This is a genomic window from Streptomyces sp. NPDC002537, assembly GCF_053594975.1.
The window spans coordinates 42,507-63,656 of record NZ_JBSFWT010000029.1 but is presented as its reverse complement, the minus strand read 5'-3'; the positions used below and the strand labels follow the sequence as shown (position 1 = coordinate 63,656).

General features: G+C 69.3%; 19 protein-coding genes and 1 pseudogene. 9 read left to right on the top strand and 11 right to left on the bottom strand.

The features are described 5' to 3' along the window. The first annotated feature begins 26 nt into the window (after positions 1-26). Positions 27-848: an SURF1 family cytochrome oxidase biogenesis protein gene (locus tag ACWD4A_RS15870; RefSeq protein WP_451194154.1), complete on the top strand. Its 822-nt coding sequence runs from the start codon at positions 27-29 to the stop codon at positions 846-848. A gap of 69 nt (positions 849-917) precedes the next feature. After that, positions 918-1,673, top strand: coding sequence for an SDR family oxidoreductase (locus ACWD4A_RS15865; protein WP_451194152.1), 756 nt, complete (start codon positions 918-920; stop codon positions 1,671-1,673). A gap of 51 nt (positions 1,674-1,724) precedes the next feature. Here ACWD4A_RS15865 and ACWD4A_RS15860 read toward each other — a convergent pair whose 3' ends face one another. Next, on the bottom strand, positions 1,725-3,239 hold the full coding sequence (locus tag ACWD4A_RS15860) for a S8 family peptidase (protein WP_451194150.1): 1,515 nt from the start codon (positions 3,237-3,239) through the stop codon (positions 1,725-1,727). Between the two features lie 520 nt (positions 3,240-3,759). Here ACWD4A_RS15860 and ACWD4A_RS15855 point away from each other — a divergent pair. The 3 genes from ACWD4A_RS15855 to moaA all read left to right on the top strand — a co-directional run bounded on the left by ACWD4A_RS15855 (position 3,760) and on the right by moaA (position 6,900). Beyond that, entirely contained in the window at positions 3,760-4,140 is a 381-nt protein-coding gene (locus ACWD4A_RS15855) for a DUF485 domain-containing protein (RefSeq protein WP_451194148.1), read from the top strand. Beyond that, the gene (locus ACWD4A_RS15850) at positions 4,137-5,753 is read left to right on the top strand and encodes a solute symporter family protein (RefSeq protein WP_451194147.1); all 1,617 of its coding nucleotides are present in this window, start codon (positions 4,137-4,139) and stop codon (positions 5,751-5,753) included. The genes ACWD4A_RS15855 and ACWD4A_RS15850 overlap by 4 nt, the downstream gene beginning before the upstream one ends. Positions 5,754-5,910: 157 nt before the next feature. Further along, complete coding sequence (gene moaA, locus ACWD4A_RS15845) at positions 5,911-6,900, top strand: GTP 3',8-cyclase MoaA (RefSeq protein WP_451194145.1); 990 nt, start codon at positions 5,911-5,913, stop codon at positions 6,898-6,900. 9 nt (positions 6,901-6,909) lie between these two features. Here the strand turns inward: moaA and ACWD4A_RS15840 are convergent, their stop codons facing one another. After that, entirely contained in the window at positions 6,910-7,143 is a 234-nt protein-coding gene (locus ACWD4A_RS15840; RefSeq protein ID WP_451194143.1) for a hypothetical protein, read from the bottom strand. A 210-nt stretch (positions 7,144-7,353) separates the two neighbouring features. Then, positions 7,354-7,740 carry a DUF3099 domain-containing protein gene (locus tag ACWD4A_RS15835; RefSeq protein ID WP_451194185.1) on the bottom strand — a complete coding sequence of 129 codons (387 nt, stop codon included), beginning with the start codon at positions 7,738-7,740 and terminating at the stop codon, positions 7,354-7,356. A gap of 224 nt (positions 7,741-7,964) precedes the next feature. Between ACWD4A_RS15835 and ACWD4A_RS15830 the strand changes: the two genes are divergently transcribed. Beyond that, positions 7,965-8,243 carry a GlsB/YeaQ/YmgE family stress response membrane protein gene (locus tag ACWD4A_RS15830; RefSeq protein ID WP_451194141.1) on the top strand — a complete coding sequence of 93 codons (279 nt, stop codon included), beginning with the start codon at positions 7,965-7,967 and terminating at the stop codon, positions 8,241-8,243. A gap of 203 nt (positions 8,244-8,446) precedes the next feature. Here the strand turns inward: ACWD4A_RS15830 and tyrS are convergent, their stop codons facing one another. From tyrS to ACWD4A_RS15815, 3 genes and pseudogenes are all read right to left on the bottom strand, one after another. Continuing rightward, positions 8,447-9,871 carry a tyrosine--tRNA ligase gene (gene tyrS / locus ACWD4A_RS15825; RefSeq protein ID WP_451194140.1) on the bottom strand — a complete coding sequence of 475 codons (1,425 nt, stop codon included), beginning with the start codon at positions 9,869-9,871 and terminating at the stop codon, positions 8,447-8,449. 120 nt (positions 9,872-9,991) lie between these two features. Beyond that, entirely contained in the window at positions 9,992-11,389 is a 1,398-nt protein-coding gene (locus tag ACWD4A_RS15820) for a metallopeptidase TldD-related protein (RefSeq protein ID WP_451194138.1), read from the bottom strand. Positions 11,390-11,471: 82 nt separating this feature from the next. Beyond that, positions 11,472-11,738: pseudogene (locus tag ACWD4A_RS15815) on the bottom strand (TldD/PmbA family protein); the annotation flags it as partial. Between the two features lie 331 nt (positions 11,739-12,069). On the opposite strand from ACWD4A_RS15815, the gene ACWD4A_RS15810 reads away from it, so the two are divergent. Then, positions 12,070-12,603, top strand: a complete 534-nt coding sequence (locus ACWD4A_RS15810) for an NUDIX hydrolase (protein ID WP_451194136.1) — start codon at positions 12,070-12,072, stop codon at positions 12,601-12,603. Between the two features lie 7 nt (positions 12,604-12,610). Here ACWD4A_RS15810 and ACWD4A_RS15805 read toward each other — a convergent pair whose 3' ends face one another. After that, a complete protein-coding gene (locus ACWD4A_RS15805) occupies positions 12,611-13,921 on the bottom strand; it encodes a hypothetical protein (RefSeq protein WP_451194135.1) in 1,311 nt (436 codons plus the stop codon). A 127-nt stretch (positions 13,922-14,048) separates the two neighbouring features. On the opposite strand from ACWD4A_RS15805, the gene ACWD4A_RS15800 reads away from it, so the two are divergent. Then, a complete protein-coding gene (locus ACWD4A_RS15800; protein WP_451194133.1) occupies positions 14,049-14,471 on the top strand; it encodes an ATP-binding protein in 423 nt (140 codons plus the stop codon). A 760-nt stretch (positions 14,472-15,231) separates the two neighbouring features. On the opposite strand, the gene ACWD4A_RS15795 is transcribed toward ACWD4A_RS15800, so the two are convergent. From ACWD4A_RS15795 to ACWD4A_RS15785, 3 genes are read right to left on the bottom strand one after another with little or no spacing between them, the layout of a single operon-like run. Next, positions 15,232-15,984, bottom strand: a complete 753-nt coding sequence (locus ACWD4A_RS15795; protein WP_451194131.1) for a hypothetical protein — start codon at positions 15,982-15,984, stop codon at positions 15,232-15,234. Continuing rightward, positions 15,981-18,059 (bottom strand): hypothetical protein, encoded by a 2,079-nt coding sequence (locus ACWD4A_RS15790; protein WP_451194130.1) that lies wholly within the window; start codon positions 18,057-18,059, stop codon positions 15,981-15,983. Before ACWD4A_RS15790 ends, ACWD4A_RS15795 begins: the two co-directional genes overlap by 4 nt. Continuing rightward, positions 18,059-18,478, bottom strand: coding sequence for a hypothetical protein (locus ACWD4A_RS15785; protein ID WP_451194128.1), 420 nt, complete (start codon positions 18,476-18,478; stop codon positions 18,059-18,061). The genes ACWD4A_RS15790 and ACWD4A_RS15785 overlap by 1 nt, the downstream gene beginning before the upstream one ends. A gap of 430 nt (positions 18,479-18,908) precedes the next feature. Between ACWD4A_RS15785 and ACWD4A_RS15780 the strand changes: the two genes are divergently transcribed. Further along, a complete protein-coding gene (locus ACWD4A_RS15780) occupies positions 18,909-19,433 on the top strand; it encodes a hypothetical protein (protein ID WP_451194126.1) in 525 nt (174 codons plus the stop codon). 61 nt (positions 19,434-19,494) lie between these two features. Here the strand turns inward: ACWD4A_RS15780 and ACWD4A_RS15775 are convergent, their stop codons facing one another. Beyond that, the gene (locus tag ACWD4A_RS15775) at positions 19,495-21,021 is read right to left on the bottom strand and encodes a TldD/PmbA family protein (RefSeq protein WP_451194124.1); all 1,527 of its coding nucleotides are present in this window, start codon (positions 21,019-21,021) and stop codon (positions 19,495-19,497) included. Between the last annotated feature and the right edge of the window lie 129 nt (positions 21,022-21,150).

Sequence of the window (21,150 nt, the reverse complement as noted above, 5' to 3'; positions counted from 1 at the left end):
GGACCGGGCCAGGTACCGTCAAAAGCGTGTACCGCTTCCTGCTGACCCGGCAGTGGGTGATCCTCACGCTCGTGGGGCTCGCCCTCATCCCGGCGATGATCAAACTGGGCTTCTGGCAGTTCCACCGCCATGAGCACCGGGTCGCGCGCAACGACCTGGTGGCCCGCAGCCTCACCGCCACCCCGGTGCCCGTCACCGAGCTCGCCGGGCCCGGCCGCGCCGTGCGCGGCGGCGACGTGTGGCGCGCGGTCACGGCCGCCGGTACGTACGACACCAAGGACGAGGTCGTGGTCCGCCAGCGGACCGACAAGGACGGCCAGCGCCAGGGCTACTACGTCCTCACCCCGCTGCTCATGGACGGCGGGCGGACCGTCCTCGTCAACCGCGGCTGGATCCCCGCCCAGGACGACCTGACGAAGTTCCCGGACATCCCCGCCGCGCCCTCCGGCAAGGTCACGGTCACCGGCCGGCTGAAGGCCGACGAGACCGACTCCAGCGGGATCAAGAACACCAAGGGCCTGCCGCCCCGCCAGGTCATGCGCATCAACAGCGAGGCGCGCGCGCAGGCCATGGGCCGCCCCGTGCTCGGCGGCTACATCGAGCTCACCGCCCCCGACCCGGGCCCCAAGGGCCCCCAGCTCGTGCCCGAGCCGGACCACGACAGCATCGGCCCGCACATGGCCTACGCCGTGCAGTGGTGGCTGTTCGCCGCGTTCGTGCCCGTGGGCTGGGTGATCCTGGTCCGCCGCGAGCTCAAGGACCGTGCCGCCGAGGCGGCCAAGGCCGCCGCGCGGTCCTCCGACGGGCCGGAGCCCGAGCCTGCCCGGACCGCCGCCGCCCCGGAGTAGCACCCCGGGACCGGCCGGGTCGTACGACCCCCTCGCCCCGGCCGGGGGCGGCGGGGCAGAATCGGCCGCATGGATCTTGGACTGAAGGACCGGGTGTACGTCCTCACCGGCGCGAGCCGCGGCCTGGGCAACGCCACCGCGCGCGAACTCGTGGCCGACGGCGCGAAGGTGGTGATCACGGGGCGGGACGAGAAGGCCGTGACCGCGGCCGCGGAAGAGCTGGGGCCGCACGCCGTCGGCGTCGCCGCCGACAACGCGGACCCCGGCACCGCCGACCGCCTCGTCGCTACCGCCCGCGCCCGCTTCGGCCGCTTCGACGGCATCCTCATCAGCGTGGGCGGCCCACCGGCCGGTTCCGTGCCGGACCACACCGACGACCAGTGGCGGTCGGCCTTCGACTCCGTCTTCCTCGGCGCGGTCCGGCTGGCCCGCACGGCGGCCGCCGAACTCACCGAGGGCGGAGTGATCGGCTTCGTCCTCTCCGGCTCCGTCCGCGAGCCGATCTCGGGTCTCACCCTCTCCAACGCCCTCCGGCCCGGCCTGGCGGGCTTCGCCAAGTCCCTTTCCCAGGAGGTGGGTCCGCGCGGCATCCGCGTCGTCGGACTGCTGCCGGGGCGCATCCACACCGAGCGGGTACGGCAGCTCGACGGGCTCTCGGGCGACCCGGAGGCCGTACGGGTCGCGGCGTCCGCGCGCATTCCGCTGCGCCGCTACGGCGCTCCCGAGGAGTTCGGGCGGGCGGCGGCCTTCCTTCTCTCGCCCGCGGCGTCCTACATCACCGGCACCATGCTTCCCGTGGAGGGCGGCGCCCTCCACGGCTTCTAGCCGACGACGGTCCGGGGGAGCCCCCCCCGGACCGTCGACCGTGCGGTGTCCTCAGTCCCGCACCGCCGCCAGCGCGTCGACGATGCCGTAGCCGTAGAAGCCGTTCACGTGCTGGGTGCCCGTGCACGCCGCGGTGGCGGGCGGGCAGCCGGGGTTGTGGGCCTGGGCCTTGAGGATCCACTGGATCTCCTGCGGCGTGGACCGCGGGTGCTTGCCCTTCAGCAGGGCCACCACACCGGCCACGTGCGGACTGGCCATCGACGTGCCCTGCAGATAGCCGTAGTCACCGCCCGGCAGCGTGGAGAGGATGCGGCCGTCCTTGGCGGGCAGGTCCGGCACCTGGAACTTGTCGCCGCCGGGCGCCGCCACGTCGATCTGGCCCTCGCCGTAGTTGGAGTAGAACGACTTCAGCGACTTGACCCCGGTCGCGCCGACCGTGATCACGCCGGGGAGCTGCGCGGGGACGTCGAGGCAGACCGAGGGGTCGATCTTGCGGGTCCGCGGCGGCTTGGTGTCGTTCGGGCTGCCGGTGTCGGTGAGCTCCTTGGCCGCCAGGTCGAAGTTGGAGTTGCCCGCGGAGGCGACGTTGACGGTGCCCTTGCTCTCGGCGTACTTCGCGGCGCGGGCGATGGAGTCGGCTATGGCCTTCTGGTCGGGGTCGTCCGCGCAGTTGAACATCCACGGGTCGACGTAGTAGCTGTTGTTGGTCACCGCGATGTCGTGCTCGGCGGCGAAGACGAAGGCGCAGACCACGCTCTCCGCGTAGAAGGAACTGGTCTTCGGCTGGGAGACCTTGATGGCGGCGAGCCTGACGTTCGGCGCCACACCGGCCACGCCGATGCCGTTGCGGGCGGCCGCTATCGTGCCCGCCACATGGGTGCCGTGGTAGTCCTTCGCCGGGTCGAACGGCCGCCAGGCGCCGGGGCCGGTGTCGGCCTTGCCGCTGACGCAGCTCGCGGACTGGCCCTTCGAGAAGTTCGGCGCGAGGTCCGGGTGGGTGTCGTCCACGCCCGTGTCGATGACCCCGACGGTGATCTTCCGGCTGCCCGGGTCGATCTTCGCGGCCTTGTCGGCCTTGATGGCCGGGAGGTCCCACTGGAGGCCCTCCAGGGGCTCCTTGCCCGAGGCGCGCGAGCGGGCGGCGGCGAGGCCCGTGGGCGGCTTCACCTTCTCGGGCGGGCCGAAGTCGGTGGTGGCGGCCGAGGTGATCGGCGCGGTGCGGGTGGCGCCCGCGGACTCGACACCCGGCACGGTGCGCAGCGCCGCGGCGAAGCCGGGGTTCGTGGAGTGGGCGACGACCACGCCTATTCGCTCATAGGCGACCACCACACTGCCGCCGGCCGCGGTGACGGCCTTCGTCACCCGGGCGACCGCGGCCCGGTCCGGGGTGGTGTTGACGACGTACGACAGCAGCGGCCCGTTCGTGGTGGCGGGGGCCTTCGCCCGAGGTGTGCCCTGCGGGGCGGCCGACGCCGCACCGGGCAGGAGGCCGAGCGACGCGGTGAGGGCGAGGCCGACGGGCACCGCCAGCAGGGCGTGACGGCGTCTGGAGCGCAGATGAGCCATGGGTTCTCCACATCGTCCGAATACCTCCGGGCGCGCCTGCCGCGCACGGCGGGTACATGACGAGTGAAGCTAGCTCCCCTGCTCGGTGCCGGGCAATGAATTCCCGGACGAAAGACCGGATGCGGCCACACTCCGGCGATATGTGACGCCGCGTCAGGGAGGCGGCGGGAGGCTCGGGTCGCGCAACCCGTCGATGCTCAGCGGAGGCAGCGGCACCCGCGGCCCGTACCAGCGGCCCGCCCCCGGGACCGCGGCGGGCCGCCCGGTGGACACCGCTGCTATGGGCACCGTCAACCTGACGATCCCGAACGGTCGTCGACCGGGGGACGGCGGGGGAAGAGGCGGCGCATCGCTCACACCAGGGTCAACGACACCGCGGGCGGCCGGTGTCGCCCCGCGCCCCGGCTCGCGCCGAATTCGTCGGCAGCCCCCCTGTCGCATACTGCGACCTGCCTCTACGATGCGTGATCCGAATCACAGGTCAACGGACTCGCGCCCCGTACCCCCGTCAGGAGAGACCGTGGATACCGCACCAACCACCGCTCAGGGACCGGACGAGCCCGGCAGCGCCGACCTCACCGCGACCCCCGCGGAGCCCGACCGCTTCACCGAGATGCAGGCCAGTGCCGAATTCGGTGAACTGCGCACCGCCCAGCGCTCCTTCGCCTTCCCGCTCACCCTCGCCTTCATCGCCTGGTACCTGCTCTACGTCCTGCTCTCCAACTACGCGGGCGGCTTCATGGGCACCACCGTCGTCGGCAACGTCAACGTCGCCTTCGTCTTCGGCCTCGCCCAGTTCCTCACCACCTTCCTGATCGCCTGGTGGTACTCCCGGCACGCCGTGACCCGGCTCGACCCCAAGTCCGAGGCCCTCCGCACCCGTCTGGAGGCCGGGGAATGACCCACACCCTCGCGGCCGGCGCGGCGAGCGACCACCGCACCCTGATCATCACGCTCTTCTCGGTCTTCGTCGCCGCGACCCTCGGCATCACCGTCTGGGCGGGCCGGCAGACCAAGGACGCCACCGACTTCTATGCGGGCGGCCGTTCCTTCACCGGCTTCCAGAACGGCCTGGCCATCTCCGGTGACTACATGTCCGCGGCGTCGTTCCTCGGCATCGCCGGAGCCATCGCGCTCTTCGGCTACGACGGCTTCCTCTACTCCATCGGCTTCCTCGTCGCCTGGCTCGTCGCCCTGCTCCTCGTCGCCGAACCCCTGCGCAACTCCGGCCGTTTCACCATGGCCGACGTGCTCGCCCACCGGCTCAGGCAGCGGCCCGTGCGCACCGCCGCGGGCACCTCCACCATCGTCGTCTCGATCTTCTACCTGCTCGCCCAGATGGTCGGCGCGGGCGCGCTCGTCGCCCTCCTCCTCGGCGCCAGCGGCGAGGGCTCGCGCCGCTGGATCATCGGCCTCGTCGGCCTGGTGATGGTCCTCTACGTCACCATCGGCGGCATGAAGGGCACCACCTGGGTGCAGATCGTCAAGGCCGTACTGCTCATCGCGGGCACCCTGCTGATCACCGTCCTCGTGCTCAACAAGGTCGGCTGGAACGTCTCCACGCTCCTCGGCCGCGCCGCCGACGCCAGCGGCAAGGGCAAGGCATTCCTCGAACCCGGCCTCCAGTACGGCAAGGACGGCACCTCCAAGCTGAACTTCATCTCGCTCGGACTCGCCCTCGTCCTCGGCACCGCGGGACTGCCGCACATCCTCATCCGCTTCTACACCGTGCCCACCGCCAAGGCCGCCCGGAAGTCGGTCAACTGGGCGATCGGCATCATCGGCGCCTTCTACCTGATGACCATCGCGCTCGGCTTCGGCGCCGCCGCCCTGGTCGGGCCGAAGGAGATCATCGCCTCCAACGAGTCCGGCAACACCGCGGCCCCGCTGCTCGCCCAGGAGGTCGGCGGCGGCGCCGGGTCCACCGGCGGCGCGGTCCTCCTCGCCGTCATCTCCGCCGTCGCCTTCGCGACCATCCTCGCGGTGGTCGCCGGCCTCACCCTTGCCTCCTCCGCGTCCTTCGCCCACGACCTGTGGGCCAACGTCATCCGCAAGGGCCGGACGACCGAGAAGGAGGAGATCCTCACCGCCAAGTACGCCGCCGTCGTCATCGGCGCGATCTCCATCGTCCTCGGCATCTTCGCCCACCGCCTCAACGCGGCCGCCCTGGTGGCCCTGGCCTTCGCCGTCGCCGCCTCCGCCAACCTCCCCACGATCCTCTACAGCCTCTTCTGGAAGCGCTTCACCACCCAGGGCGCGCTGTGGTCGATCTACGGCGGGCTGATCTCCTCCGTCACCCTGGTGATCATCTCCCCGGTCGTCTCCGGCAACCCCAAGGCACTCTTCCCCGGCATGAGCTTCGACTACTTCCCGCTCGGCAACCCCGGCATCGTCTCCATCCCGCTCGGCTTCGTGCTCGGCTGGCTGGGCTCGCTGCTGACCCGCGAGCAGCCGGACGCCGAGAAGTACGCCGAACTGGAGGTCCGCGCCCTCACCGGCTACGGCGCCCACTGACCGACCCCGCCCACCGGGCCCCTCGTCCCCACCGGGACCGTACGCGACCTCCCCCGGCCTCCCGCGAACTCAACGAACTGTTGAACGTCAGAGGCATCGCGTACGCTGCGGAACACCGAACGAACCACCGTTCCAGTCCGCAGGAGGGGCCCGCACCGTGCTCATCGACACCTACGGTCGCGCCGCCACCGACCTGCGCGTCTCCCTCACCGACCGGTGCAACCTCCGCTGCACCTACTGCATGCCCGAAGAGGGCCTCCAGTGGCTCGCCAAGCCCGACCTCCTCACCGACGACGAGATCGTCCGCCTGGTCCGCACGGCCGTCACCGAACTCGGCGTCACCGACGTCCGTTTCACCGGCGGGGAACCCCTGCTGCGCCCCGGCCTCGTCGGCATCGTCGAGCGCTGCGCCGCCCTCCGGCCGCGCCCCCGGCTCTCCCTCACCACCAACGGCATCGGCCTGGCGCGCACCGCCGGGGCCCTCGCGGCCGCCGGGCTGGACCGCGTCAACGTCTCCCTCGACACCCTGCGCCCCGAGGTCTTCCACACCCTGACCCGCCGCAAGCGCCACCAGGACGTGCTGGACGGCCTCGCCGCCGCGCGGGCCGCGGGCCTCACCCCCGTCAAGGTCAACGCCGTCCTGATGCCCGGCCTCAACGACGACGAGGCACCCGACCTCCTGGAGTGGGCCGTCGCGAACGGCTATGAGCTGCGCTTCATCGAGCAGATGCCCCTTGACGCCCAGCACGGCTGGAAACGGGACGGGATGATCACCGCGGAGGGCATCCTCGCGAGCCTCCGCACCCGCTTCCGCCTCACCCCCGAGGAGGACGCCGGACGAGGCTCCGCGCCCGCCGAGCGGTGGACCGTCGACGACGGCCCCGCCCGCGTCGGAGTGATCGCCTCCGTCACCCGCCCCTTCTGCGCCGCCTGCGACCGCACCCGGATCACCGCGGACGGCCAGATCCGCACCTGCCTCTTCGCGCGCGAGGAGTCGGACCTGCGGGGAGTGCTGCGCGCGGGCGCCTCCGACGCGGAGCTCGCCGACTTCTGGCGCCGTGCGACATGGGCCAAGAAGGCGGGCTCCGGCCTGGGCGACCCTGCGTTCCTGCAGCCGCAGCGCCCCATGTCGGCGATAGGCGGCTGACGGCCCGGCCTACGGGCGGGCCGACGCCTCCCACTCCGCCAGGGACACCACGTCCTTGAGGAACCCGCGCAGATCAAGGAAGTTGGACAGGTGCTCGCGGTGCTCGTCGCAGGCGAGCCACGTCTTGCGCCGCTCGGGCGTGTGCAGCTTCGGGTTGTTCCACGCCAGCACCCACACGGCGGCGCTGCGGCAGCCCTTGGCGGAACAGATCACTGCGGTATCAGAGGTATCAGGGGAGTTCACACCCCGACTCTACGACCCCCGGACACGGCGACGCCGGGCAGCCACGGGGGGAGCCGCCCGGCGTCGGTCTGTCGCTCCGACGGGGGATGCGGAGCGCTTAGGAAGTATGTCACGGGGTGACCGGCGCGCGGCACTGAAACCACATGATTGATCTGAGGTTTTCTTGAGCTTGGCGGCGCGTACGCCGCCGCGCGCGCCCGTGCCCGTACATCAGTTGTGGTCACGCGCGTGATCGCCGGAAGCCCGCCGTTCACCGTCGCGGCCCGCTTCCGCCGCGGATTCCGCCACGTCCGCCGCCGGGCCGGGCATCAGCACCGGGCGGGTCGGCGCGGGCACGAACGTACCGGGCAGCGAAGGCGCGTTCTCCCGGCCCGCGTTGGCGATCACCACGGCGACGTAGGGGAGCAGCGCTCCCAGGACCAGCGTGCCGATGGCCACATAGCGCTCGACGTTCCACAGCACCACGGTCAGCACCACCGAGAGGGTGCGGACGAGCATCGAGAGGACATACCGGCGCTGGCGGCCGCGCACATCCTCGGCCAGACCCCGACGGGCCCCGGTGATCCTGATGACCTCCGGCCCGCCCAGCTTCCGCATCACGTTCCACCACCTGCTTGCCGCGACGACGCGCCATTCGTCCAGGACGTATTCAACGTTACGCCGCCCCCGGCACGGGTACGAGACCGGGGGCACCCGGACACCGGCGCTCCGACCTGCATCTCTCTCCCGCACACGGCGTAGGGCCCGGTCCGAAATGCGCCGTACCGCGAGCGGCCCGAGAATGGCGGGACACGCCATATCGCGCCGCATGAGGAGGCGACATGAGCTGGTTGTGGGCCATCATCGTCGGACTGGTGCTGGGCCTGATCGCCAAGGCGATCCTCCCGGGCAAGCAGCAGATCCCACTCTGGCTGACGGTCATCTTCGGCATGATCGGCAGCGCTCTCGGCAACTGGGCGGCCATGGGGCTCGGCATCGCCGAGACCAAGGGGATCGACTGGGGACGGCACCTGCTCCAACTGGCGGGCGCGGTCCTCGTGGTCGGCGTGGGCAGCCGCCTCTGGGCGGCGGTGCGGGGCGGTAAACAGACCCGCGCGTAGCCCCCGGAACGGACGGATGCCGGGCGGACCGCCGACGCGGCCCGCCCGGCATCCGGGGCGGCGCCTGACCAGGCTTGTGGAAGCCCGGTGCGGTACCGCGCCCCGAAGGGGCGCGGGGAAGCGCTGATCTGCGGCTCCGCCGCGTGGGCGCGACCAGCCACCGGTGGCCCGCAGCCGAATGACCGCACTTACCAGCGGAGCGCCTAGGCCCCGCGGACCTCGGCGATCTTCCGGCCGGCCTTGAGGTACAGCCCCGACGGGTCGGTGATCCCCGCCGCCGCCATCTTGGCCAGGGTCTCCGCGACCACCTCGCCCAGCGGGCGGATCGCGTCGGCCTCGGGAAGCACGACGGCCTCCTGGCCCTCACCGTGCTCGACGATCAGCCGCAGACCGTTCTGCTTGGCCACCCGCCGCGCCGCGGAGGCGCTCGGCTGGAAGCCCAGCACCTGGCTCAGCACGGCCGTGGCGGCCTCGGAGCCGTGCTCCGCCAGCTCCACCACGGGCAGGCTCTCGACGTCCGTGAAGCTCTTCCTGGAGAACTGGGCGACGAACCCGGCACGCGCCGCCATGGCCGCCTCGACCCCGTACAGCGCGGCCACGACCTCACCCGCGAGGACCTTCTTGAGGTCCATCGGGTGCAGCGAACGCTCCTCGACCCGGGCCAGGGCGACCGCGATCTCCGCGTCGGTCCACTCGGTCCACGCCTTGAGGTACGGCTCCATCAGCCGGTCCGGCACCGACATGATCTTGCCGAAGACATCGTCGGCGGGCGCGCTCAGCGCGACGTAGTTGTTCTTGGACTTGGACATCTTCGCGCCCGTGCCGTCCGTGCCCTCGATCAGCGGCATGGTGACGACGAGCTGCGGCTGCTGGCCCTTCAGCTCCATCAGCTTGCGGCCCATCTGCAGGTTGAGCAGCTGGTCGGCGCCGCCCAGCTCCACGTCGCACTCCAGGGCCACGGAGTCCAGGCCCTGCGCGATCGGGTAGAGCATCTCCGTCATCGTCAGGCCCGAGCCCGAGGCGAGCCGGCTGCGGAAGTCCTCGCGCTGCAGCAGCTGCGAGACCGGCACATGCGCCAGCAGGGCCAGCAGCTCCGGGAAGGTGTACGGCGCCAGCCACTCGCTGTTCTGCCGGAAGCTGACCTTCTCGAAGTCGAAGAACGGCCGGACCTGGTCGCGGTAGCCCGCCAGGTTCCGCGCGATGTCCTCGTCGGTCAGCGGCGGGCGCTCCGCCGTACGGCCCGTCGGGTCGCCGATCTTGGCGGTGAAGTCGCCGATCAGCAGTGTGACGTCGTGGCCCATCCGCTGGAAGCGGCTGAGGATGATCACCGGCACGGCGTGCCCGAGGTGCACATCGGTGCCGGTCGGGTCGATGCCCAGCTTGATGCGCAGCCCCTTGCCCCCGGCGCGGCGCTCGTCGATGCGGGCGGCGAGCCTGTCCACGCCCGGGAGCACCTCGACCGTACGGGCGGCGATCAGTTCGGCCTGCTCCCGCGCCGACAGATCCGTCAGGTCGAGATAGCGCCGCGAGCCCGTCTCCGTGAGCAGCCGCTGGACGGTCTGGTCGGAGGAGAGGTCCTGCGCGAGGAGCTCGCTGGCGCGGGCGACGGATTCGCCGAGGCGTGTCATGACGTTCCTGGTGATCGAGGGGATGGAGGGAAAGGGGAGACGAGGGAGGGGGTGGACGGACGCGGCCCAGTCTATTCGGCCCGGTCGCGCGCCCTGGCTGTCACACCCCCGCCCGCGCCGTCACACCCCTTGGCTGACCGAACTCATGTTGAAGTCCGGTACGCGCAGCGCGGGCATCGCCGTCCGGCTGAAGTAGTCGCCCCACTCGCGCGGCAGCGTCTGCTCGGTACGGCCCGCCTCGGTCGCCCGGGAGAGCACGGAGACCGGCGACTCGTTGAAGCGGAAGTTGTTGACCTCGCCGACGACCTCGCCCTTCTCGACGAGATAGACGCCGTCCCGGGTCAGCCCGGTGAGCAGCAGCGACGCCGGGTCGACCTCGCGGATGTACCACAGGCAGGTCAGCAGCAGACCGCGCTCGGTGTCGGCGACCATCTCGTCCAGGGAACGGCCGCCGCCCGCGTCCAGGATGAGGTTGTCGACCGCCGGGACGACCGGCAGGCCCGTCAGCCCGGCGCTGTGCCGGGTCGTGACCAGGTGCTCCAGCACGCCGTCGCGGATCCACTCCGTGGCGCCGAGCGGCAGCCCGTTGTCGAAGGCCGACGCGTCGTCGCCGGAGGCCGTCGTGAGCACGAACGGCGCGCACTCCAGGCCCGGGTACGCCGGGTCGCTGCGCAGCGACAGCGGCAGTCCGGACAGCTTCTCGCCGATACGGGTGCCCCCGCCGGGCTTGGCGAAGACCGTGCGGCCCTCGGCGGCGTCCCGGGCGGTGGCGTGCCACTGCTGGTAGACCAGCAGGTCGGCGACGGCGGTCGGCGGGAGCAGCGTCTCGTACCGCCCGGCGGGCAGCTCGATCCGGGTACGGGCCCAGTCGAGCCGCCGGGCGAGCTCGGCGTCGAGCGCCGCCGGATCCACGTCCGTGAAGTCCCGGGTGGTGCGGCCCACCCACGCGGAACGCGTACGGTCCGGGGACTTGGCGTTGAGCTCCAGGGTGCCGGTGGGCTGGTCGTGACGGAGCCGCAGCCCGGCGGAGCTGCCCATGTAGTGGGAGTCGACCCGGTGCAGGGCGAAGCCGTACAGCTCGCGGCCCTCGGCGCGGGCGCGGGCGAAGGACTCGCCCAGCGCGGGCGCGAAGCCGTCGAAGACGGCCGGGGAGGTCTCGGCGGGCGCGTCGGTGAAGCCGGGGGAGTGCGGGACGCCCGTCACCAGCGGCTGGGCGTCCTCGGCGGGGCCCGCCTCCCGGGCGGCGGCCTCCGCGGCCCGCACCAGCGGCTCCAGCTCGTCCGCGGTGACGGCCGAACGGGAGACGACCCCGGAGGCGGTGCCCTCGGCGCCGTCGACGGTCGCGATCACCGTGACCGTACGGCCGCGGGTCACCCCGTTGGTGGTGAGCGCGTTGCCCGCCCAGCGCAGATTGGCGGTGGAGTCCTCGCTCGCGATCACGACACAGCCGTCGGCCCGCGACAGCTCCAGCGCGCGCTCGACGATCTCGTGCGGCTTGTTCCTGCTACGAGGGCTCACTGACCCGCCTCCTGCGTCGCGTTCAGACTGTGCTTGCCCGGGGGACGCCCCCCGGACCCCCGGCCGGTTCCGTGCTGCGCGCTCACTGAGCCGCCTCCTGCGTCGCGTTGAGAATGTTGACGCCCGTGAAGAGGGCGGAGGGGCAGCCGTGGGAGACCGCGGCGAGCTGGGCCGGCTGGGCCTTGCCGCAGTTGAGGGCGCCGCCCAGGACGTACGTCTGCGGGCCGCCCACCGCCGCCATCGAGCCCCAGAAGTCCGTGGTCGTCGCCTGGTAGGCGACATCGCGCAACTGCCCGGCCAGCCGCCCGTGCCGGATCCTGAAGAAGCGCTGTCCCGTGAACTGGAAGTTCACCGGGGGAGCAGGGGGCATACCGCCTTGAGGGGCGCCTATGCAGGTCAGGCGGTGTTTCACGGTCTGCCCTCGATCCCTGTTCATACTGGTTGAAACTGGACTGTACGGGGTCTGGTGACGACTTCGTGCCGACCCGGAGGCACAGCCTACTGATCAGTGGTCGTGCTGGCCGAGCCCTTATCGAGGCCGTAAGCGACTTCAGACAGCGGCCCCCAGCTCTGCCGCTGCCGCGCCTTCGTCGTCCCTCAGCGATGTTGATCGCACTCCCTCCACCCTTGCTCCTGCCTCTGGAATGCTGGGCGTTGACGGCGAGAGAGGGGCAACACGCATGCAGTGGAAGACCCACGGTGAGCGACAGATCTACACAAATTCCTGGGTGAACCTGTGCCTTGTCGATGTCGAGCAGCCGGACGGGCGGCGCTGGGAGCATCACGTGGTGCGGCTTCGGCACCTGGCCGTAGCGGCCGTGGTCAACGACCGGCGTGAAGTGCTGATGATGTGGCGGCATCGGTTCATCACGGACACGTGGGCGTGGGAGCTGCCCATGGGGCTGATCGAGGAGGGGGAGACTCCCGAGCAGGCTGCCGCTCGTGAGGTCGAGGAAGAGACCGGCTGGCGGCCGGGGCCGATCAAGCCGCTGATCTATGCCGAGCCCGCGAACGGGATCACGGACTCGCAGCACTACGTGTTCCGGGCGGACGGCGCCACGCACATCGGGCCGCCGACGGAGAAGAACGAGTCCGACCGGATCGAGTGGATCCCCTTGGATCAGGTGCGCGGCATGATCGACCGGCGCGAGATCGTCAGCAGCGGCTCGCTCGTCGGTCTGCTCTACCTGCTGATGGACGAATCGATTCGCTGACCGTCTCTCACCGGAGGGCGACCCGCATCCGCGTCTCGAACGCCCTGACTGCGGGCTCCCTCCAGTGAGGCGCAAGCCGCTGGTGGAACTCCCGGAGATGCCCTGTGACGCGCTCGGATTCGACAGCGGAAGCGATCTCCAGTGCGCCGCTCGCCGTGTGGCATGCCTGGTCGAGGTTGCCGCGTTGAAGCTGGATGCTCGCCAGCCAGAACGAGTGGAAGGCGCGGCCCCGGTGGTTGCCCGAGTGCCCGCGCCGGAGGGCGTCGGCTACGAGCGGCTCGGCGGCATCGGCTTCCCCGAGTCGACCGTGGGCGATACCGGTGTCCACGATCAGCTTGGGCTCATCGAAGTACGTGACCCACGACGGATCGTCGTCCGTGTCGGAGATCCGCTCGAAGTGGCTGTGCGCATCCTTGATCGCGGCGTGGGTGGCCGAGCGGTTGTTCATGGACGCGTGGGCGAATGCTTCCCGCAGGGACAGCATCGACATGACGCGCGGCGTGCCGCCGTGCCAGCGGGCGCAGTCCTGGGCCGCGGTCGAGAGCGCGATGGCGTCGGCCGGGCGGTCTTCGTAGGTCGCTTGCAGGCTCATGCATGAAAGGACGTTGGCCATGAAGGGGCGATCGTCGACTGCCTTGGCCAGTTGCAGCGCCTCGGCGAAGTAGGTGCGGGCCTGGCTGTACTGCCGGGCGTCGAAGTAGGTCCAGCCGGTGAGCCGTGCCAGCTCCGCCGCGACACCGTAGAGGTTGCGCCGGTACTCCCCTTCACCGGCTTCCTTGATCAGCTCCACGACGTAGCGCAGTTGCCCTACGACGGCGGGGCGGAGCGTCTCACCGCCGTGCTCGTCGTCGCGCCGCCAGTAGTCCTCGATGGACGAGTGGAGCGCGCGGACCGTGGACGGGCTGAGCTTGGGACCGGCGGCCACGGCAAGGATGCTGTCCAGGTCCGCTCCGGGGAGCGCGACGACCGGATCGGCAGGGGTGCTCAGAGGTGCGCTCGCGGCCCCGCGCCAGGGGGCAGGAGAAGGGGCTGACTCCCAGTCCCGACGGGCCAGTCCGAGCATGTGGCCCGGGATGCGCAGGCCGTCGGCAACCCTCTCGATGACGTTCATGTCCCTGAGCTGGCGCGCTCTGGAGATCACTTCCCCCACGCGACTCTGTGTGATGTCCACGAGGCGCGAGATACGTGCGTTGTTGAACCCGGCGCGATTGGCGAGCTTGAAGATCTGCGCGAAGTCGCGCTCACGGCAGGCCGCGACCATGGCCGGGCTGGACAACAAGTGAGCGGGCAATCCCGCCTGTTGCGAAGGCTGAGGCATGCGGGCGCTCCGTGTCGAGTGACCTGCACTGATCGTCTCTGCGGTGCTGCCGTGGGGTGATGCTACCCACTGTGGGTATCCCGATGGACCTTACTGCGGCGGTTGTGCAGCCGCGACGCTTTGAGGCATGGAGCAGACAGTTGTTGCTACGAACGGGCAGGCAGTGGTGCGCCGTTGGTCGCCACGCCCGATGTCCGTCAGGCGCGCGCGGGGTGCGTTGAGCAAAGCCCTGGCGGACTGGGGACTGACGGCGGTCGAGGACGCGGCGCTCGTGGTGCTCTCCGAGCTGCTGACGAACGCCGTCGTACACGCACGAGTGCCGCCGGGGCGGGAGATCGAGACGCGGTTTCTTCCTCAGCCCAACGGCGTACGCATCCAGGTTGACGACGCGGACGGCAGGCGGCCCCGGCTCTGTGACCAGAGCGCGGAGGGCGGCCGGGGTCTCGTCTTGGTGGCCGGTCTGTCGGACTGCTGGGGCGTGAGCGAACGGAACGGTGTCGGCAAGTCGGTCTGGGCCGTGCTGACGGCACCGCGTGAAGGGTGGGCGTGATGCGCTTGCTGGCGTACATGGTCCGGCGCGGAGACACGGTGCTCATCGGTGGTGAGCAGCGGGAGGTGAAGGATGCCCGCGTGCTTCACCTCTCCCACGGGCGCAGGGAAGTCGTGATGGCGTTCAAGGACGGCCCTTCGGTGAGGGTGGACGCGGACGCCGTGACCAGGGTTCAGCGCACTTGGCGGAGTTCACGCCGGTAAGCGCGCTGACGGTGGCTCGGGCAGGCTCCGATGAGCCTCGACGGACGGGGGCGCGGTCGTCGTACAGGAAAGACGGCGACGTCCCTTCAGCTCCCTCGGCACGGAACGTTCGCAGCGCGGTATCCGATGCACCGTGCTGCGGGCGCTCGCCGTCAAACGTGCCGGAGGGAGGCGGCGGCGGTTACCTGCTCCTGCCGCTGCCAGTGGTCCGGCCCATGGTGACGTGATCTTGTGACACGGAGCCATGGGCCGGACCGCACACAACAGCTAGCCGCTGAGGAGAGGGCAACGGCTGGGCCATGGGCGACCGGCACGGCATCAGCTTCCGCGCCGGTGCCAATCACACCCGCCCCCGCCGCCCCGGCCGCATACATGCACGCTCGTGGATCCAGGCGGCCTCCCACCGCAGTGCTACCGAGTAGGTGGGTTCGGGGTTGTTCAGTGTCCACAGACACGTGCACCGCGCCATGCGTGACGCCAAGAGGAAGTGGATGCCCCGGACCGGATTCTTCCTTGGCATCACTCCCAACTCCTCGCGCAGAGGGCCGACTGACCGGTCATGCTGATGACGGTCCGTCCTGGGCGCTCTGTCCACTGCCATTCACCCCCAGATGGTCCAGGGTTCGGTTCATGACCTGAAGCGCGAGCGACAGAGACTCCTCGTCTTCAACGACGCTGAACACTTCCTCGATCTTTCGGCGGACTAGGAGCTTCTCGTTCGCGGTCTGATCGATCTTCGCGGTGTGGAGCGTTTCCTGAAGCTGCTTGAAGGCACAGAGAACAGACTTGACCTTCTCCTTTGGGTCGCCGGCCGCAAACTGAAGATCGGCATACCGGCTGACCCACCAGACAGGACCGAGCGCCGGATCTGTGAGACGTTCGAGTAGTAGATCAAGCTCAACTGTCTCTCGCGCGTGTGCTGATCGTAGGGCCATTTCCCCTTTGGTTCGCTGCAGTGCCGCCCCTCTTGTCGGCTTGGAGACGCGAATTCGTACGCGCCCTTCCACCCGGAGCCGCTTCTCATGATCCCAAAGTTCCTGGCTGAGCACGGAGTTCATGGCGTCCTCTGCGGCGGCAGGTTGCAGCAGAGGATACGTGCGGGCCACACTCTCCAACTCTTCTCTGAGGAGGTGCCGGGCCAGCGCGTCCGGGGAAAGGGGGCGAGGAGCAGGAGAGTCCAGGTTTAGCCGCCATCGGTAACGAATGATGGCACGATAGTGCAGCCCGTGATCCTTGCTTTCCAGGGATGCGGAGAAGGAGCGGCGATCAGCAATTCGCCGCTCCTTCAGCCAATCGCGAATCCTGATCATTGTGCTGCGGTATCCACCTCAGTTGGGTCCTGAGGGCGCTGTTCTGCCGGTTCGGCTCCAGATGTCACGGAAAGGGGATCGTGCTCCGGCTCGACGTCCTGGAGGAAATCGCTGAAGAGCGCGTCAATCAGAGCGTCCTGCAGAGGCCCCTTCGCCTTGACAATGGCCTTGATGAAGGGGCCAGAGATCCCCAGGGAACCGCCAAGCCTGATGATGAGATCGACCACCGGCCCCTGCGGTAGACGGTCGGTTTCCGCGCCCTCTCGCCAGCTCAGCAGAGTTTTTTGAGCATGAACAGGGTCATCGCCGTGTTGGAAAACATGCTGCCAGGCTTCGAACACGCGCCGCCGTATCGCTTCACCCGCTTCTCCAGGCTTCGTGAGCGCCACCACAAGTGGTGAATTCTCCAACTGGTCTGCGGCCGACGGAACGCTGAAGACGTCGAAGAAGACCTCCCGGTCTGTTCCGATCCGCTTTCCGGCGTTCATGATCCAGGTGGCTACGGTGTCGGCCACAAGAGGTGCGAGGCTGTCGTCAACCGCCAACGCACGCACGGCATTTATGGCCGCCTTCCGTGCCTCGTCAGTACCTGGCGAGTTAAGGATGTAGCGTGCCCGGGTCAATGCCTGGCTGGGATAGGCGCTCCCGAAGGCCCCTGAACAAGCTCGGGCGACAGCACACTGGCGTGCTGGCGACGACTTCCCACCTGCCCACGTGGCCAGTTCGGCTCGTACCTGGCTTCCAAGGGCAGGATGTACAGCAAGTTCGGACAGGAGGTCACCAACCAGTTCCTGTTGCTGCTTTCCTCCGTCGCGAAGCCATCCTTCTGCCAGATCGAAGATCGGAGTGACGCCGACGGTTCCCGCGAGCTGTGTCAGTGCTGCGGCAAGCGCGTCGAGGTGGTCCTTGGCCGGGCCCTGGCTAATGTCCCGAAGCCACTGTGACAGCACTTCCTCAGCCAGTTGCCTGTGCTTCGTCCAGAGGTACCGCAGGATTGCCGGCCCTTGAGATTCGTGGACAAGAGAAGCGGCGCCCGTGGCCGTATCGAAGGACATTCCTGCCGGTTCGAGTCGCTTCGGCGCGTCCGGTATCGCAAGGAGCCCGCCCTCGGGCCTGGGCAGGTTGATCTTCGGTGCGGCAAGCAGGAGGTCAGCGCTGTTCAGTACGACCTCAGCGGGTGCCGTGTTCAGAAACGCGCCCGCGATACGGACAGCTCTGGTCTCCACCCCTTCCCGGCCGCCAGCGAACCAGTCACTCAAGTGAGTTTCCCAGCCGTGGTACTCGTCGAGAGCTTCCTTATCCCTGCTGCTCTTGGCCCTCTCGATGATCGACGCGAGCCGAACTGCCTCACCAGGGGCACAATCATGCGGCAGGAGACCGTGGAACACGCTCTCCTCGTCGTCGATCCACCCGGAGCGGTCGTGCGTCCCCTGGTCACTTTCCAGGTACTTCTTTACGACGGCTGTGGGCCCAGGGCGCTCGAGCTCCACCACGAGAATCTCAGGTCGGGGCCCACCAGCTCGGGCCTGGGCCCAGGAAGTCTTTGTTGCGATAATGACCATGAAACTACCTGCTTTGCGCAGGGTAGACGCATAGGTCGCGAGGTCGCTGAGGAAGGTCTCGGGAAGTGGCTGTGTGACACCACGCAGGTTGAGGAGATAGCCCGCGTCGTGCTCCTCAGGCAGGCATGCCACATCCGGTTCGTCCCAGTCAGGAAGCAGTTCGGAGATCCGATCGGTCGCAACGCTCGAGGCCGCAAGAAGCCGGAGCCCGGCGGACCTACAGCCGTGCTCCTCAGCTGCGAGCAAGACCACGATGTGGACGTTGGCCGTGCCTCCGAAGTGCAGTCGGATGGCTTGCGCGGCTTTGTCGAAATTATCGCCCGGGCTCACGAAGCGGTTCGCCGGCATCAGCTTGTCCGGGGCGACCGGGCGAGGCCGAAGATGCCGCAAGCCGGTCAGGTAGTTCGTGATGTTGTTGTCCCGGCCTGCAACGAGCAGGTCCCGTCCAGCAGAGTTGCCCGTCACGTTCTGCCCGGGCGTGGGGCCGGCCGGGGTCTGGGTCGGCGACGACATCAGCGAGCGCCTCCAAGATTGTTGTCCCGACCTGCAGTGTTGATGTTGCCGAAGGCAAAGTTTCCCGTCACGGTCTGCTGCGAGACAACGGGGGCTTTAGCGCCCTGTGCCTTGAGGGCGTCGATGAGTTCCTGGAGCGCCTCCGGCTGATCCTCACCAACACAGGAAGCGAGGATCTCTCGCACGGGCACCTGCACGGCTCCGGCCATGGCAGCCCGCTGTTCAGGTTCGATGGCCGCCACCGCCTGTTCCAACGTGTCAAGCCGAGCCAACACTTCGGCCTCGCCATCGACGCCCTCGCCCCTGCGTCGTCGCCAAAGAACCACGACACGCTGGCGCGCGTAACCGTAAAGGTCAGTACCCATCGTTCCCGCAACAGCACCACTCGCTGCTGCCAGAATCTCACCTGGCGTCGTCACGGCACCCCCCTTGTATGTCAACCAGCTCGAGCTCGTAGCGTTGATGAGTCTGCCGGTCCCCGTTGCTTACGTAACTGAAGATGATATGGCCGGGACATCCGCCTCGTCCGCTGGGCCACCACGGTGGCTGGATCCCATCGAGGGTCCGTGCGATGCGCTGTCGCCGACCCCCTCATGCGCACTCATGCGCAACAGCATGCGGAGCGGGCCTGCCCCAGAGGCAGGGGCCAAGGTCGTCCTCTCGGATCTCAGGCGCTCGGTGGGTGGAGGGGTACGACATTGCTAGGAGCCGGGGCGGGTTCTGTTGACGTGTCCCGTCCTTGGACGAGGACGGTACCGGCAAGGGTGAGGGCAGTGACCTGACGGCGGAGCTCCTCAATCTCGGCCTTCTGGTTCGCGATGGTCTTCCTGATGCCGCTTCATCAAGGCCATGACGTACCGCGAACCCGGGGGCAGGGCGGGCAAGCCACGACAGGTGTCCTTCAAGAAGCTCGAAGACGCAGAAGCCTTTGCGGTCAAGGTCGAGCGGGACAAGGACCTGGGGACGTACATCAACCCCAAGGCGGGACAGAAGACGTTCGAGCAGGTCTGGAATGAGTGGGTGGAGGCGGGAACCCTCGAAGAGGAACTATTCAGAGCGTCTACGACAACCACTACAGGCCGTTCTTCGGGAGCAAGCCCATCGGCGGCATCACGCCGACAACGATCCTGGAATGGGAGGCCGACCAGAGGGCGTGCCGACATCCCGCTCCTCGAGGTCGCGGCAGGGGGGCACCGCACCACCAGGACGACGGAGCTGGTCTACGGGCACCTCGTGCGCAGGGCGATGGACCGAGGCGCCCGAACCATCCACAACCGCTTGGGGTTGAAGCTGGAACCCTTCAAGGGGCTCATCGCCCCGCCTCAGCTGACCCCGGCTGAAGGGGACGTCGAGGACTGGGACGACGTGGCCTAGGCGGTTCGCTGTGACAGCGTGTCGACCTGGTGCAGACTTCGGGACCCGAGCGGCTGCCCCGTCAGGAGCTGCCCGCCTCGGTGGAAGTGTTCAGGATATTCACATTCCGAAACAGTGCCGACGGGCACCCGTGAGACACGGCGGCGATCTGTGCTGGCTGGGCCTTCCCGCAGTTGAAAGCCCCTCCTAGGACATAGGTCTGAGGTCCTCCGACCCGCTCCATGGAGCCCCAGAACTCAGGGGTACTTCCCTGATAGGCAACATCCCGGAGCTGCCCGCAAAGGCGCCCGTTCCGGATCGCGTATGCCCTCTGCTGTGTGAACTGGAAGTTGTAGCGCTGCATGTCGATCGACCACGAGCGGTCGCCCACGACGTAGATGCCGTTGTCGACGCCCGAGATCAGCTCTTCCGTCGACGGCCCGTCGGGCGCGGGACGGAGCGACACGTTCGCCATCCGCTGCACGGGCACGTGCGCGGGGGAGTCAGCGAACGCGCAGCCGTTGGACCGCTCGAAGCCCTTGAGGCGCGCGGTGCGCCGGTCGAGCTGGTAGCCCGCGAGGACGCCGTCCTTGACGAGGTCCCAGGACTGGGCGGCCACGCCCTCGTCGTCGTAGCCGATGGTGGCCAGGCCGTGTTCGGCGGTCCGGTCGCCCGTCACGTTCATGATCTTCGAGCCGTAGCGGAGGCTGCCCAGCTGGTCGAAGGTCGCGAACGACGTGCCCGCGTACGCCGCCTCGTAGCCGAGCGCCCGGTCCAGCTCGGTGGCGTGGCCGATCGACTCGTGGATCGTCAGCCACAGGTTGGTCGGGTCGACCACCAGGTCGTACGCGCCCGCCTCGACGCTCGGCGCGCGCATCTTCTCCGCCAACAGGCCGGGCATCTCCGCCAGTTCGGCGTCCCAGTCCCAGCCGGTGCCTGTCAGGTACTCCCAGCCGCGGCCGGCCGGCGACGCGAGGGTGCGCATGGTTTCGAAGCCGCCGGTCGCCGGGTCCACCGCCGTCGCCGTCAGCTGCGGGTGCACGCGGACGCGCTGCTGGGTGGTCGTGGTGCCCGCCGAGTCGGCGTAGAACTTGTTCTCCTGCACGGTCGTCAGGGTGGCGTCGGTGTGCGACACCCCGTCCGCGGTCAGCAGCCGGCCGCTCCACTCCGCGAGCAGCGCGGTCTTCTCCGCGTCGGGCACGTCGAAGGGGTTGACCTCGTACGAGGAGACCCAGGTGCGGTCGGCGTGCACCGGCTCGGCGGCCAGCTCCACCCTCTCGTCCGACCCCGCCGCCGCGATCACCTTCGCCGACAGCTTCGCCATCGCGACGGCCTGCCCGGCCACCCGCGCCGCCGCGTCCATCGTCAGCTCCACGCCCGCGGCGAAGCCCCAGCTCCCGCCGTGCACCACGCGCACCGCGTAACCCTGGTCGGTGGCGTCCGATGAGCCCGCGGGCCGGGCGTCCCGCAATCGCCAGGAGGCGCTGCGCACCCGCTCGAACCGGAAGTCCGCGTGCTCGGCGCCCAGCGCGCGGGCGCGGGCGAGCGCGGCGTCGGCGAGCGGGCGCAACGGCAGCGCGAGGAATGACTCGTCGATGGAATGGGGCATGGGTCCTCCTGGTGGTCGCTGTGAATCATGCCGCTTCACGGCCGCGGTGCGCAGCGCGTTTCCGAGTACGGTGGCGTATCCGGCGCCTCCCGCGTCTGTGTCCGTGGCTCTCGCATTCGATCGGTGACT

Excerpts from the sequence above, each read along its gene's own strand:
- ACWD4A_RS15865 (WP_451194152.1), top strand. The coding sequence starts at position 918 with ATGGATCTTGGACTGAAGGACCGGGTGTACGTCCTCACCGGCGCGAGC.
- ACWD4A_RS15860 (WP_451194150.1), bottom strand. The coding sequence starts at position 3,239 with ATGGCTCATCTGCGCTCCAGACGCCGTCACGCCCTGCTGGCGGTGCCC.
- ACWD4A_RS15850 (WP_451194147.1), top strand. The coding sequence starts at position 4,137 with ATGACCCACACCCTCGCGGCCGGCGCGGCGAGCGACCACCGCACCCTG.
- ACWD4A_RS15835 (WP_451194185.1), bottom strand. The coding sequence starts at position 7,740 with ATGCGGAAGCTGGGCGGGCCGGAGGTCATCAGGATCACCGGGGCCCGT.
- ACWD4A_RS15830 (WP_451194141.1), top strand. The coding sequence starts at position 7,965 with ATGAGCTGGTTGTGGGCCATCATCGTCGGACTGGTGCTGGGCCTGATC.
- tyrS (WP_451194140.1), bottom strand. The coding sequence starts at position 9,871 with ATGACACGCCTCGGCGAATCCGTCGCCCGCGCCAGCGAGCTCCTCGCG.
- ACWD4A_RS15810 (WP_451194136.1), top strand. The coding sequence starts at position 12,070 with ATGCAGTGGAAGACCCACGGTGAGCGACAGATCTACACAAATTCCTGG.
- ACWD4A_RS15805 (WP_451194135.1), bottom strand. The coding sequence starts at position 13,921 with ATGCCTCAGCCTTCGCAACAGGCGGGATTGCCCGCTCACTTGTTGTCC.
- ACWD4A_RS15800 (WP_451194133.1), top strand. The coding sequence starts at position 14,049 with ATGGAGCAGACAGTTGTTGCTACGAACGGGCAGGCAGTGGTGCGCCGT.
- ACWD4A_RS15795 (WP_451194131.1), bottom strand. The coding sequence starts at position 15,984 with ATGATCAGGATTCGCGATTGGCTGAAGGAGCGGCGAATTGCTGATCGC.
- ACWD4A_RS15790 (WP_451194130.1), bottom strand. The coding sequence starts at position 18,059 with ATGTCGTCGCCGACCCAGACCCCGGCCGGCCCCACGCCCGGGCAGAAC.
- ACWD4A_RS15780 (WP_451194126.1), top strand. The coding sequence starts at position 18,909 with ATGACGTACCGCGAACCCGGGGGCAGGGCGGGCAAGCCACGACAGGTG.
- ACWD4A_RS15775 (WP_451194124.1), bottom strand. The coding sequence starts at position 21,021 with ATGCCCCATTCCATCGACGAGTCATTCCTCGCGCTGCCGTTGCGCCCG.